We start from the raw sequence: 13,515 nt of genomic DNA on the forward strand, positions 1-13,515 counted from the left end.
ATTGATTATCATTTCTATGAAAGCAATCGTAAAACTCGATATAAAATAAATTCCAACGTCAAGAGGGCATGTAGCTTAGTTACTTCAAATAATTGACTGTTTAGTAAGTAAACTTACCTTGAACTATTGGATATCACTAACTAGCCTTTTACATAAATATAACAAAATTTGACAAATTCGCCGTTTTTGAATCTTTCATGAAAACCTCTCACGTTTCTGAGCCGTATTGGCTCATGTGGAGATATGAGGTTGATAGTGCCTTAAAGCTGTCTCCATGTGAGTTGTAGATTGAGATTCAGCCTTTTCATGTGTAGTCGGGATAACAATGAATGTTGCCTGGCTCGTAATGACATGTAGTTCGTGATGAAACATAGCTCGTAACGACATTTAGGTCGCAAGTATCCAATTAGGAAGGATAAGGAGAGATCTTTTGAAAAGATTACTGGTTAGGCTAGCGTGGCTTTTGAAGAGTTTTGTTGTGGTTTTAGTGTCGCCTTTAGTGCATGCAAGTAGTGAATACAACATGACAAGAGGTGTGACTGAGATCAGCAGTGAGGTTTATGAACTTCATATGCTTATCTTCTACATCTGCTGCGCAATTGCCTTCGTTGTTTTTGGGGTGATGTTCTATTCGATTTTGAGACACCGAAAGTCGAAGGGAGCGGTGGCGGCTCACTTTCACGAAAGCACCAAAGTTGAAATCCTCTGGACCATCATTCCAATTATTATTCTTATTGCTATGGCGATACCCGCGACCAAAACCTTGATTGCTATGGAAGACACCTCTCAATCAGATCTGACCGTTAAAATCACTGGATCACAATGGAAATGGCATTACAGCTATTTTGGTGAAGACGTCGAATTTTTCAGCCTTCTAGCGACCAGTGACAAAGAAATCGAAGGCATTGAAGTGAAAGGGGCTCATTACCTGCTAGAGGTTGATAAGCCATTAGTTCTTCCTATTGATAGAAAAGTTCGCTTCTTGATGACCTCTGACGATGTGATTCACTCGTGGTGGGTTCCTGCCTTTGCCGTTAAGAAAGACACTATCCCGGGGTTCATTAACGAAGCGTGGACAAAAATAGATGAACCCGGTGTATATCGTGGCCAGTGTGCTGAACTGTGTGGCCGAGCACATGGCTTTATGCCGATAGTGGTGCATGCCATGGAAGAAGACGAGTTTGATGCATGGCTGGCGGAACAAAAAGAATTGGCGATAGCCGCACAACAGGCGGCTCAAGATGCATTAGACGCGTCACTTTCTTTGGAAGAGCTGAACACCATCGGTGAAGAGGTTTACAAAACTCGATGCGCGGTCTGCCACCAAGCGAACGGTGAGGGTATTCCTGGTGCATTCCCCGCTATTAAAGGTAGCCCAGTTGCTCTAGGAGATGTCGATGTGCATATCGACACCATTGTTTATGGTCGTGGAGGCACGGCAATGCAAGCCTTCGATAACCAGTTAACCGAGAAAGAGATCGCTGCGGTAGTCACTTATCAAAGAAATGCATGGGGTAATGACACGGGCGATATTGTTCAGGCTTCAGATATTAACGCTTACAAGGTTAAACAAGAAGGCGGAGCCCAAGCACCTGACGAACAGGGCTCAACGGATGAAGCACAAAGTGATGCTAAGGAGCAGCTATGAGTTCACCAATCAATAAGCCGGTGAAATCGGCGCCTGCAGAAGATCAGGCCTTAAGCCATTCTGTGGAAGGCACATTGGACAGCAATGACTTGTCTCTGGATGATCACGATTCTCACGCCGCTCCAAAAGGGTGGGCACGTTGGCTGTATTCAACCAATCATAAAGACATAGGCACATTATACCTGTGGTTCAGCTTTTCGATGTTCTTAACTGGCGGCGCGATGGCAATGGTGATCCGCGCTGAGCTATTTCAACCGGGCTTGCAGCTTGTTGAACCAGACTTCTTCAACCAAATGACCACAGTGCACGGCTTGATCATGGTGTTTGGTGCGGTAATGCCTGCATTCACGGGACTCGCTAACTGGATGATCCCTATGATGATCGGGGCGCCAGATATGGCGTTGCCTAGAATGAACAACCTCAGTTTCTGGATTCTGCCTTTTGCCTTCTTAATCTTAATTGGCTCTCTGTTTACAGAGGGAGGTGGCCCGAGTTTTGGTTGGACATTCTACGCGCCGCTGTCAACGACTTACGGCCCTGATAGCACGGCGCTGTTTGTCTTCTCTGTTCATATTATGGGGATCAGTTCGATCATGGGGGCGATCAACGTCATTGTGACCATCGTGAACATGAGAGCCCCGGGTATGACTTGGTTTAAATTGCCAATGTTCGTTTGGACTTGGTTAATCACCGCTTTCTTGCTGATAGCCGTAATGCCCGTTCTCGCTGGGGCGGTGACCATGGTGTTGACCGATAAATACTTTGGGACGAGCTTCTTCGATGCGGCTGGTGGTGGTGACCCCGTCATGTTCCAACATATATTCTGGTTCTTTGGGCACCCCGAAGTATACATCATGATCTTACCGTCGTTTGGTATTGTCTCTGCCATCATCCCAGCCTTTAGTGGTAAGCGTTTGTTTGGTTATCATTCAATGGTGTATGCGACCTGTAGTATCGCGATCTTGTCTTTCTTAGTGTGGGCACATCATATGTTCACTACGGGGATGCCGGTTTTTGCTGAACTGTTCTTCATGTATTGCACCATGTTGATTGCGGTTCCGACGGGAGTGAAAGTCTTTAACTGGGTAGCAACCATGTGGCGAGGCGCGTTGACCTTCGAAACACCAATGCTGTTCACCATCGCCTTTATTGTTCTATTCACGATAGGCGGCTTGTCAGGATTGATGCTCGCTATTGTTCCTGCTGATTTCCAATACCATGACACCTATTTTGTAGTGGCTCACTTCCACTATGTTCTGGTTACCGGTGCGGTGTTCTCGATAATGGCCGCAGCCTATTATTGGTTACCTAAGTGGACCGGGCATATGTACGATCACAAACTCAGCCTGTGGCATTTCTGGACGTCAGTAGTCTCAGTGAATGTCCTTTTCTTCCCGATGCATTTCTTAGGCTTGGCGGGGATGCCACGTCGTATTCCAGACTACGCTATTCAGTTCGCTGACGTTAACCAAGTAGTGTCGATTGGTGGCTTTGCTTTTGGTTTGTCTCAATTGATTTTCTTATGGTTAGTCATCAAGTGCGTAAAAGGCGGTGAGCCTGCATCAAGCAAGCCTTGGGATAGAGCTGAAGGACTTGAGTGGACAGTACCAAGCCCAGCACCTCATCACACCTTTACTCATCCACCTAAAATCGATTAGAGGGATGCACAATGAATGATAAGCAAAGCGAGATAGATAAAAAACAACCTAAGCGATCTACCAAGAAGCTGACGGGCTACTTGGTATTGAGTGTCGTGGCGATGTTTGGCTTCGGTTTCGCTTTGGTTCCGCTTTACGATGTGATGTGTGAGGCGTTGGGAATCAACGGTAAAACTAATACTGTTTCTGCTGTTCAACCTCAGGGGATGCAACCGGACTACTCTCGTACTGTTCGTGTGGAGTTTATGTCGCACATCAAACCTGATATGCCCTGGCAGTTTGTTCCTGAAGAGCGTGTGCTAGAGGTTCACCCTGGTGAGGTGGTTCAAACTAACTACATTGCCAAAAACCTATCTGGAGCCTCATTGGTTGGCCAAGCCGTACCATCGGTTTCTCCAGGAATGGGAGCGACCTACTTCAACAAGATGGAATGCTTTTGCTTTAATCAGCAGCCACTTGACGGGTTCAAGAGCGCTGAAATGGGTTTGATATTTTACATAGAGCCAGACATTCCAGACTCGATACACACGCTGACGCTCTCTTATACGCTGTTTAATATCACGAGTGAGGTGGTCGGGGAATCAAGCAGTCCCGAGCCTAATGTAATCGCGAGTAACTAGGAACCAGAATCAACAAAAGGAGTTGAGCGATGAGTTCTAAAAAGGAAGTTTATTTCGTTCCACATCAAAGCCACTGGCCATTAGTCGGTGCCGTTGCGCTGTTTCTTGTTGCTGTTGGAGCAGGGTTAACCGTGCAAAACATGGGGACTGATGCTGCTGGTGGCGTGTTCGGCAAAGCGGTGTTGTTAGTCGGATTTGCTGTTCTTCTGTATATGCTTGCGGGTTGGTTTAGCAACGTAATTACGGAATCATTGAGTGGTGTTTATTCCGAGCAGATATCTCGCTCCTTTAGGCAAGGCATGAGCTGGTTCATCTTTTCTGAAATCATGTTCTTCGGCGCTTTCTTTGGTGCGCTTTTCTATGCTCGTATGATTTCTGTTCCTTGGATTGGTGGTTCGGGCAACAATGAAATGACCCATGAAGTCTTGTGGCCGATGTTCCAATCTATGTGGCCACTGACCACGACACCTGATGGCGTAACGACACAAGCTATGCCTTGGCAAGGCATCCCTCTAAAAAACACCATAATTCTGCTGCTTTCCTCTGTGACGCTGCATATGGCACATATCAGTCTTGAACAAAATAAGCGTATGGCTTTGATCGTCTGGTTGGAGATAACCATTGTTCTGGCCGGTTTCTTCCTGTTTTTCCAAGTCGAAGAGTACGTCCATGCCTATCAAGAGATGGGGCTGACCCTTCAATCAGGCATCTACGGCAACACTTTCTTCTTATTGACTGGTTTCCATGGTTTGCATGTCTGCTTAGGGACGATCTTTTTGATTGTATTACTGGCAAGGGTTGCGAAAGACCACTTTACGCCAAAAGACCACTTTGCTTTCCAAGCCGGCAGTTGGTATTGGCACTTTGTTGATGTGGTTTGGTTAGGGTTGTTTGTGTTCGTCTATGTTCTTTAACGACATATTGAGCTGCTTTAAGCCATGCTTGGAAGAATAAATATGTTTGAAAACGTTAATCAACTTGAAAGCCTTAGTAAGGCCTTGGATTTGGAGTAATGGTGCCTGAGGCTAGGGCAAGTAACAGCAATAGCACAACGATGGCAGACAGCACCACACGACGACCTAAGAAGTGACTCAGTCTTTTGCCATTTTGTTTGCCTGAGGCGATTTGGATTAGACCTTTCATCAAATTGAAAGCGATAAAAAACAGCAAAGCGACCAATACAATTTTAAATAACAACACAAAGGTAGATGACGCCATAGTGATAACTCCAAACCGATTGATTGATGATGAACACAAGTTCCGCAGTAAAGGTTTTTGGATAGCGGTTGTTTTAACTGTGGTTTCAGTCGGCGCTTTAATCAAGTTGGGTTTATGGCAACTAGAGCGAGGTAACGAGAAATTACGTTATGAGCAACAATTAATAGAGAGAGCGAAGCAATCGCCGCAATCTTTAGACATTGTTATCTCTGAATGGAAGGACTCGCGCACACAAGCGCAGGATTCATCTGAACAGCCGTTTTTAAATGGTTTAAAGGTTGATGTCGAACTGGAAACGCCAAGTGGTTTGGTCGTTTTGTTAGACAACCAGATAAACCAAGGAACGGTAGGGTATGTAATTTACATGTTGGGCGAGGTTCCAACACAAGATGGAAGCAAACAACTGTTGATCGATCTTGGGTTCGTTGCAGCAAGTAATGACAGAAGAGAGCTTCCACAAGTTGGACATGTCACTTTACCAACCAACATGTCAGGGCGCTTGTATACACGTTCAGTTAATCCTTTAAGTCATGAGTTGGGTTTGGAAAATACGACACCGAATAGAATCCAAAACTTAAACATAGCAGCGTTATCAGAGTACACCGGGCAAGACGTGCTGCCGTTTATCTTTCAACCTCAGAGCTTAGATTCATGGCCTTATGAGATGTTGTGGCGACCTACGGCGATGAAGTCTGAGAAGCACTTTGGTTACTCGTTTCAATGGTTTGTAATGGCTGCGGTACTTTTGTTTTTGATGTTGTTGATTGGGTTCCGATATTTGAAGAAAAATAGCCATATGAATCAGAAGTAGGCACTTGAAATTGAAATAGTGACTTTAAAGGCAGTGTCTGCCACAAGGAAGAAAGATGAATAAATCTCAAGTACAAATGAACAAGGAAAGTACCGAGGCCAATCTCGCTGCGTTTAAACAGCGTCGATCTCGTGGTCGTCTTGTATTAATCGGACTGATTCTGATCTTCGCCTTACCTGCCATTATCGCTAAAACCGTGTTGGACCAGAATTGGTACACCTCAGGTGTCACTAACTCGGGGGAATTGGTAGAACCAAGAACCACACTAGCGGATTTCGGTGTAACGGTACCCATGGCTGGAGAGGGGTGGTTAGTGGGTTATATCGCGCCGGTGGAGTGCGAAAGCTTGTGCGAACAACAACTCCATTATTTGAATCAAAGCTACTTGGCGTTAGGGAAAAACAAAGAGCGTGTGACTGCCGTTGTTTTTGTTTCAGAAGGTAACTCGTTATCGGGTTCGCTCGATAAGCCCGGTTTGTCTTTGTTAACTGGTGGCGATCAGTTAAGTACCGAGTTTGCGCCGGCTTCCATTGTCATTATTGACCCACTAGGGCAGCTAGTTATGGAGTATAAAAGCGTTTCTGACCCGTCGCAGTTAGTGGGGCAATCCAAAGGCATGATTCATGATTTAAGAAAGCTACTCAAGCTGTCACGAGTTGGGTAGTTAATAAGCTTAACTTGATAAGTTTTAGCAGATGGCGTTAATGCTGAGTGTTGTTAACGAAAAGGGAATAAGTATAGGGAGATAGACGATGCAGAATAAAGCCCCTGATTTACTCATCCACATGATGAGATTAACTATCTTATTGACCCTTACCGTGATTGTTCTCGGAGCTTATACACGTTTGTCGGATGCTGGCCTTGGCTGTCCTGATTGGCCGGGTTGTTACGGAAAGATCACCGTGCCCTCAGATGCCCAAGCGGTGAATCAAGCCAATCTGCAATTCCCTGAGCGAGCTCTTGAAGCAGATAAAGCTTGGATTGAGATGATACATCGCTACTTTGCAGGGACATTAGGGCTGCTTATCTTTGTTGTAGTCGCTTGGTGTATTAAAAAGAATGTTACTTCGATTGGGCTTCCTTTGCTTATTTCCGCCACTGTCATTTTTCAGGCTTTGTTGGGTATGTGGACTGTGACTCTCAAATTGATGCCTGTTGTGGTGATGGCGCATTTGATGGGGGGCTTCACGCTGCTGTCACTGCTGTGCCTGCTCTACTGTCGTTTGTCTCAATTCCAAAGCTGTTTTGGTGAGGCTTCCTATTCTCCACAACTTAGAGTTTGGTCGCTCTTTGGATTAGTCATTGTGGTCGGGCAGATACTGCTTGGTGGGTGGACATCATCAAATTACGCCGCATTGGTGTGTACACAGCTACCCATTTGTGAGGGGAACTGGACAAGCTATCTAGACTTTAAGAACGCTTTCGACTTTGCTCAACACGGCCATGATAACTATGAGTTTGGTGTGTTGGAATATCCCGCAAGGCTTACCATACATGTCATGCATCGATTGGGGGCTATTGTGGCGACATTAACGGTGCTGATGGTTGTGTATCAGCTATGGAGGTCTGGCCAAGCGCCTCACCAACAGCTGAGCGTGATTGTCGTAATAGTCTTGCTTACTCAAATCAGCCTTGGAATCAGCAATGTATGGTTTCACCTGCCAATCTCAGTCGCGGTTTTGCATAACCTAGTCGCAGCGATGTTGCTTCTCAGCATGGTTGTAACCAATTTTGTCGTGTGGCAACGCAAACCAAGTGAGAGCTTGGTGAAAAATAGTGCATTACAAGGAGGTAATCATGGTCAGTAGAACGTCAACACAGCATCAAGTGGTGGTTCAAGACGAAGCTTCAAACAGTGAAATGGCTGGAAAAAACAAATCTGTTTGGAAGGTCTATTTAACACTGACCAAGCCTAAAGTGGTGGCGTTAATGTTGCTGACCGCACTAGTCGGGATGTGTTTGGCTGTGCCTAATGGATTGCCTTTACAGCAAACTCTGTTCGGGATGATTGGGATAGGGCTAATGGCGGGATCGGCCGCTGCGTTTAATCATTTGATCGACAAAAAGATCGACGGCCAGATGACTCGAACTAATCGACGTCCTTTACCATCGGGTGAGCTGAGTAGTGTGCGTGTATTCAGCTTTGCCACGGGCATTGGCTTACTTGGATTCGTCACGCTTGTGGTGTGGGTCAATCAACTCACCGCTTGGTTAACCTTTGCGAGCTTGTTGGGTTACGCAGTGATTTATACCATGTATCTGAAGCGAGCGACGCCACAAAATATTGTAATTGCAGGGATCGCAGGTGCAATGCCTCCGCTATTGGGCTGGACGGCGGTTACCAATGAACTGCATTCAAACGCTTGGCTATTGGTGATGATCATATTTATTTGGACCCCTCCGCACTTCTGGGCGTTGGCAATTCATCGTCGTGACGAGTATGCCAAAGTGAACATCCCCATGCTGCCTGTAACCCACGGAATCGAATACACTAAGACTTCTATTTTGCTGTATACCTTGTTGCTTAGCATTGTGTGTATATTGCCTGTATTGGTTGGCATGAGCAGCTGGATATATCTGAGTGCTTCATTGGTGCTCAACGGCGGGTTTGTTTATCACGCTTGGGTACTGAAATATCGTGATGAACCTAATATGGCGATGAAGACATTTAAGTTCTCCATCTATCACCTCATGATCTTGTTCGTAGCTCTGTTGGCCGACCACTATCTACTTTGATAACTGACCTTTCAGGTGTTTTAGAACAAGAAAACGGATGCGCTAGGCATCCGTTTTTGTTTGGTTGATTACCAACACTCATCTATTAATAGTGAGTCTCTAGTGATCAATTAGTCCACTTTGTTCCAAGCATCTTGCCAGTGTGAACCTACACCTGGTTCGTACTGAGTTGCTGTTGGAGCCCATTGAACACAGTAGCCAGAGTATGGGAACTCTTTACACTGATAAACGCCACCATCGCTACTTAGTACTTTAGTACCGGCAGTGTAAGACTCAATGCTTTCTGGGAACACGAAGTCGTAGTCGCCTGCTGGTGGAGGTGTTTGCTCATCCATCAGATGGAAATCAAGCGTGTTCTGATCCACTAAGTTACCTTGGTCATCTTTCGTCACAACCACAAGCATGTGGTGGCCAGCTTCTGATTTAGACAAAGTCAGTTGAACATCTTCCACTTGTCCGTCTGCTAATTCAGATTTTTGAGAGGCAAGCGCTTCACGATGATGATTGTACACAGTCAATTCAGCTTGAATATCGCCTGTTGCCGCTAGAGTAAGGTCAAGCTGTGTTGGCTGGTTTTCATCGATAATGTACTCAGACTCTAAGCCAGTCATTTCTAGCTCATGGTCTGGTTCTGGAGTATCAATCTTGTAACCGATCTCGACGCTGTTAAAGCCTGAACCTGCCTTTAAGTAAATAGGGTTCGAACCGTATACAGGAGCGAAATCGCCTTGGCCGTTTAATTGACCTGCCTTGATTTGCGCCTGCTCTTGGTTGATCTTAGAGGCAAGAGCGTAAGACCAGTTGTTTGCTTTGCCTTGCTCGTTGCTTTCAATCACTAGCTCTGTGCTGTAGGAAGCGTTCTCACCAGATTGATCGAAGACACGAGTGTAGACAGCGTCACCAACGTTCAGATCTTGAGTTGGGTTGATCTGACCGCCTTGATCCCAATCCGGAATAATAGGGCCGTCGCCATCAAATTTCACATCGATAACATTGTAGAAAGCTGCAGCAGTGTCACCCACGTCCCATACTGCAAGGATCACTTGATAACCTTCGCGTTCTGGAACATTACACAAGTGGCTTACTTGCATCGGTGGTTGTTCCATATTGCCTTCAACAACACAGAATGGTGTTAAATCAAAAGAGCTGCGTGCCAAAGGTTGGTTTGGATTCCAGTCAGGTTGCGTAATGTAGTATTTCCAATCGCGGGTTTTGTGGTTGGCTGTAAACGTCCACTCAAAATATTGAGAACCTGACTTGATAGGACGTTTAACCCAGCGATCGGCTGTTTGCTCGTCTAGCGCTGCCGCTAAAGAAGATTCTGCACTGGCGATTTTCCCATCGACCGGGCCGACTTCAGGGAAACCTTCAGGGCCTTCCACACTTTGTGGTTCGTATTGGATACCACCACAGTCGGTGTTTTTCTGTTTTGTGTCACTCGCAGGGAACTTACATAGGGCAACACGGCTCTCAGCAACGCCATTATCGTATGCCGAAACATAACCATGACCGAAGCTTGCACCGCTAACGCTTAGCAGCGACAGTGCGATGAGTGATTGTTTTGGGAGTTGTTTCATTATTTGTCCTTACTGTATTTGGCCGACAAAAAGAGAACACTCCGGCATGCATTTACACTTAAATTCTATTAAGTGGCAGCTCCGCTATCATAGACAGAACATTTGTCGACAGACCGGTGGCTTTGCGTCCTATTCTTTCAAATAGTTTGCCAGAAGTGCGTTTAAGCAAGCGGAATGTAGCCAACCAGTTTTATAAATGCGAATCAATCGATTTAAATGTGGAATGCTAATCTCGAACTTTTAATTCTTAATACAAATTAACTTGCTATATGATTCGTTTATTAACTCATAAGTAATTGAAATAAATTAAGAAAGTATTTGCTCTAATTGCTTTTGTGAATGGTTTGGGGGCTTAACTTTAGTTGTTGATAACGATTGAGCGCATATCAAAACCAAACCTTTGGTTTCCACTAACCAAACCCTGACACGTTATGTATGAAAAACCGGACAATTAATTGGTATGAATTATATAAAGGAGTCAGTATGGAATTCACTGAACAAGATAGAGAAGCGTTGTACCAAACGTGGATGTCACAAAAATCGCGAATGCGAATCACGCAGATGGAGTTTTCAAAGAAGCTTGGTATGAGTCAGCTTGATTTCTCAAATGTGTTGCGAGGGGAGTCACCGCTAACTATGTCATTTGTGAGCCATTTCTGTCGTCTACTTCATTTGGAACCAAGAAACGTATTCCCGTCGCTTAAAGAAGGAAATGACTCTGGTCCTAAAGTGGTCTACTTAAAAAGTCGAATGAGTGTTGATGGAGAGATCCAAAATGCTTACATCGAAGGAAATCAAGTTATCGTAGAGTATGCTCACACTGTTCAACACAACTAATTTTAGAGTTAGCTCTGAGTAATAGCCCCTTTTTCTACAAACTTTTCACATAGGGTATAACATACTTGGGTGTTTTTCTGCCAATCTAAGTGCGCTATGAATCCTCTAAAACTACTTTTGCTTGTCGCAACCAGCATCTTTTTGTTTGGTTGTGCAGGCGGCCCAATCAAGACTGCCACCAAATTCACCACTTATGAAGATTTTCAGCCTGGTCCTGACGGGGGAGTTGACCTCGTTTGGGCAAGATTAGGGCTCCGTGACGCCAATCGCTTGCAGAGCAAGTTGGATGATTATGATTCTGTCGTCATTGACCAAATCTTTGTGCTTGCCGAAGAAGGCTCGCTCGATCAAGAAGAGGTTCAAGAGCTTACTGATCATATGGTTTCACGCTTGGAAGAGAAAATATCGCCTCATAAAACAATTGTCGATGCACCCACGGGTAAGACGTTGCGCCTGAGTATCGCGTTGAGCAACGTTGAAACTCCAAACCCTATCTTAGCCGTGACGAGTAGCGTTCTGCCATTTGGTCTGGCGATGTCCACCATTTCTAAGGTGGCAACAGGCGAACACACCAACGTTGGGAGCGCCAGTGTTGAGCTATTAGTGAGTGATGCTCAAGAGGGGACGCCATTGTTCGCTGCAATCGATCGCGAAGCCGGGAACAAAGACTTTTCGACCATGATCGATTCTCTAGACGATGCCAAAGATGCGATCAACTATTGGGTTGAACGTTTAGGTGATACTCTACAGAGAACCGATGACGCATAGAAAGAGCCTGTAATGCTAGAGAAAGAGAACCTGATCAAACTTGCCAGAATGCAGATGCCTTTTGGCAAATACGCTGGTCGTACATTGATTGACTTACCTGAAGAATATTTACTGTGGTTCGATAAAAAAGGCTTTCCGTCTGGTGAACTGGGTGACCTATTAAAGCTGTGCCTTGCTCTGAAAATTGAAGGACTTGATAGTGTCGTCAAGCCATTGAAAAAAATGTAATTAAATAAAAGCTCACGCTGATCTCGTGAGCTTTTTTTGTTTTCAGCTTCAGTCGTGGATTAGGGGCGTAGGACAATTCGAATAACATAGAATCCTATTCGGCCTTAAATTGCGCAATCGATAGTGTGTAAACAATGGTTTACAGGGTGTTTTAAATATAAAACACAAAAAAAATTGCGTTTATTTTCAATTAGTGATTGAAACTGTAGTTTTTACTAGTTAAGTTACAAGGAACAAGAAGATTAGTGCTGAAAGAAAGTGACGTGAGACAACGTACATTCAGCTCAAGGATAGAAAAAAGGAAGAAGTAAGCAATGTTCCAGACTGATGATGTAAGAATTAACAAAGTAAAAGAGTTATTACCACCTGTTGCTGTTTTAGAAAAGTTTCCAGCGACAGAAGTTGCTTCTTCTACAACCTTTGAAAGCCGTAAAGCGATTCATAATATTTTAGAAGAAACCGATGATCGCTTACTCGTTATTGTAGGTCCATGTTCTATTCATGATACTGAAGCTGCTCTTGAGTACGGCAAGCGTTTGAAAGTGTTACGCGACGAACTCGGTGACAAGCTTGAAATCGTAATGCGCGTTTACTTTGAAAAGCCACGCACAACGGTAGGTTGGAAAGGTCTAATCAACGACCCGTACATGAACGATACGTTCAAACTAAATGATGGCCTTCGTCTAGGACGCAAGCTACTGCTTGACCTAACTGACATGGGCATGCCGACAGCAAGTGAATTCTTAGATATGATCACACCTCAATACGTTGCTGACCTAATCAGCTGGGGTGCAATCGGCGCGCGTACTACTGAATCTCAAGTTCACCGTGAATTGGCTTCTGGTCTGTCTTGCCCTGTTGGCTTTAAGAATGGCACAGATGGCAACATTAAGATCGCAACGGACGCAATCCGTTCTGCTAGCGCTTCTCACCACTTCTTGTCTGTAACTAAATACGGCCACTCAGCTATCGTAGAGACAGCAGGTAACCCTGATTGTCATATCATCCTACGCGGTGGTAAAGAGCCAAACTACAGTGCAGAACACGTTGGTAAGATTAAAGAAGAGCTAGCAGCTTCAGGTCTTCCACAAAAAGTGATGATCGATTTCAGCCACGCAAACAGCTCTAAGCAGTTCAAACGTCAAATGAACGTATCTGATGACGTAAGCACACAGATCTCTGGTGGTGATAAAGCTATCTTTGGTGTGATGATCGAATCTCACCTTGTTGAAGGTCGTCAAGACTTGGTTGATGGCAAAGCTGCAACTTACGGTCAATCTGTTACTGATGCATGTATTGGTTGGGAAGACACAGAGACAGTACTTCGTCAACTGGCAGATGCTGTTGAAGCTCGTCGCAACAAATAGACTAATTACAGTCAGCAACTAAGCTACTGAAAATTCAAAGCCCTTAT

General features: G+C 44.9%; 14 protein-coding genes and 1 riboswitch. Of the genes, 12 read left to right on the forward strand and 2 right to left on the reverse strand.

What is annotated here, in order from left to right:
• Positions 1–430 precede the first annotated feature (430 nt).
• The 4 genes from coxB to CWO27_RS13830 are packed head-to-tail and all read left to right on the forward strand — an operon-like array spanning position 431 to position 4,840.
• Positions 431–1,648 carry a cytochrome c oxidase subunit II gene (coxB, locus tag CWO27_RS13815; protein WP_102321411.1) on the forward strand — a complete coding sequence of 406 codons (1,218 nt, stop codon included), beginning with the start codon at positions 431–433 and terminating at the stop codon, positions 1,646–1,648.
• Positions 1,645–3,306, forward strand: a complete 1,662-nt coding sequence (ctaD, locus tag CWO27_RS13820; RefSeq protein WP_102479028.1) for a cytochrome c oxidase subunit I — start codon at positions 1,645–1,647, stop codon at positions 3,304–3,306. The genes coxB and ctaD overlap by 4 nt, the downstream gene beginning before the upstream one ends.
• 11 nt (positions 3,307–3,317) lie before the next feature.
• Complete coding sequence (locus CWO27_RS13825) at positions 3,318–3,926, forward strand: cytochrome c oxidase assembly protein (RefSeq protein ID WP_102321409.1); 609 nt, start codon at positions 3,318–3,320, stop codon at positions 3,924–3,926.
• Between the two features lie 29 nt (positions 3,927–3,955).
• The gene (locus CWO27_RS13830) at positions 3,956–4,840 is read left to right on the forward strand and encodes a cytochrome c oxidase subunit 3 (RefSeq protein WP_102321408.1); all 885 of its coding nucleotides are present in this window, start codon (positions 3,956–3,958) and stop codon (positions 4,838–4,840) included.
• Positions 4,841–4,913: 73 nt separating this feature from the next.
• Here the strand turns inward: CWO27_RS13830 and CWO27_RS13835 are convergent, their stop codons facing one another.
• Positions 4,914–5,144 carry a DUF2909 family protein gene (locus tag CWO27_RS13835; protein ID WP_048659084.1) on the reverse strand — a complete coding sequence of 77 codons (231 nt, stop codon included), beginning with the start codon at positions 5,142–5,144 and terminating at the stop codon, positions 4,914–4,916.
• Here CWO27_RS13835 and CWO27_RS13840 point away from each other — a divergent pair.
• The 4 genes from CWO27_RS13840 (at position 5,038) to cyoE (ending at position 8,691) form a co-directional block, all read left to right on the forward strand.
• Positions 5,038–5,955 carry an SURF1 family protein gene (locus CWO27_RS13840; RefSeq protein ID WP_102431457.1) on the forward strand — a complete coding sequence of 306 codons (918 nt, stop codon included), beginning with the start codon at positions 5,038–5,040 and terminating at the stop codon, positions 5,953–5,955. The genes CWO27_RS13835 and CWO27_RS13840 overlap by 107 nt on opposite strands.
• Before the next feature lie 55 nt (positions 5,956–6,010).
• On the forward strand, positions 6,011–6,619 hold the full coding sequence (locus CWO27_RS13845) for a hypothetical protein (protein WP_102431458.1): 609 nt from the start codon (positions 6,011–6,013) through the stop codon (positions 6,617–6,619).
• 88 nt (positions 6,620–6,707) lie between these two features.
• On the forward strand, positions 6,708–7,763 hold the full coding sequence (locus tag CWO27_RS13850) for a COX15/CtaA family protein (protein WP_102431459.1): 1,056 nt from the start codon (positions 6,708–6,710) through the stop codon (positions 7,761–7,763).
• Positions 7,753–8,691: a heme o synthase gene (gene cyoE, locus CWO27_RS13855; RefSeq protein ID WP_107899090.1), complete on the forward strand. Its 939-nt coding sequence runs from the start codon at positions 7,753–7,755 to the stop codon at positions 8,689–8,691. Before CWO27_RS13850 ends, cyoE begins: the two co-directional genes overlap by 11 nt.
• Before the next feature lie 110 nt (positions 8,692–8,801).
• On the opposite strand, the gene gbpA is transcribed toward cyoE, so the two are convergent.
• On the reverse strand, positions 8,802–10,268 hold the full coding sequence (gbpA, locus tag CWO27_RS13860) for an N-acetylglucosamine-binding protein GbpA (RefSeq protein WP_107899091.1): 1,467 nt from the start codon (positions 10,266–10,268) through the stop codon (positions 8,802–8,804).
• A 71-nt stretch (positions 10,269–10,339) separates the two neighbouring features.
• Positions 10,340–10,429, reverse strand: a riboswitch (cyclic di-GMP riboswitch).
• Positions 10,430–10,751: 322 nt separating this feature from the next.
• On the opposite strand from gbpA, the gene CWO27_RS13865 reads away from it, so the two are divergent.
• The 4 genes from CWO27_RS13865 to aroG all read left to right on the forward strand — a co-directional run bounded on the left by CWO27_RS13865 (position 10,752) and on the right by aroG (position 13,468).
• The gene (locus CWO27_RS13865) at positions 10,752–11,105 is read left to right on the forward strand and encodes a transcriptional regulator (protein WP_008217214.1); all 354 of its coding nucleotides are present in this window, start codon (positions 10,752–10,754) and stop codon (positions 11,103–11,105) included.
• A 96-nt stretch (positions 11,106–11,201) separates the two neighbouring features.
• Complete coding sequence (locus tag CWO27_RS13870) at positions 11,202–11,873, forward strand: DUF3313 domain-containing protein (RefSeq protein ID WP_107899092.1); 672 nt, start codon at positions 11,202–11,204, stop codon at positions 11,871–11,873.
• 12 nt (positions 11,874–11,885) lie between these two features.
• Complete coding sequence (locus CWO27_RS13875; protein WP_102431463.1) at positions 11,886–12,101, forward strand: DUF3820 family protein; 216 nt, start codon at positions 11,886–11,888, stop codon at positions 12,099–12,101.
• Positions 12,102–12,415: 314 nt separating this feature from the next.
• Positions 12,416–13,468 carry a 3-deoxy-7-phosphoheptulonate synthase AroG gene (gene aroG / locus CWO27_RS13880; RefSeq protein WP_048663341.1) on the forward strand — a complete coding sequence of 351 codons (1,053 nt, stop codon included), beginning with the start codon at positions 12,416–12,418 and terminating at the stop codon, positions 13,466–13,468.
• Positions 13,469–13,515: the final 47 nt, after the last annotated feature.

It is taken from the genome of Vibrio sp. 10N.286.51.C3, from assembly GCF_003050065.1.
GTDB lineage: Bacteria > Pseudomonadota > Gammaproteobacteria > Enterobacterales > Vibrionaceae > Vibrio > Vibrio crassostreae.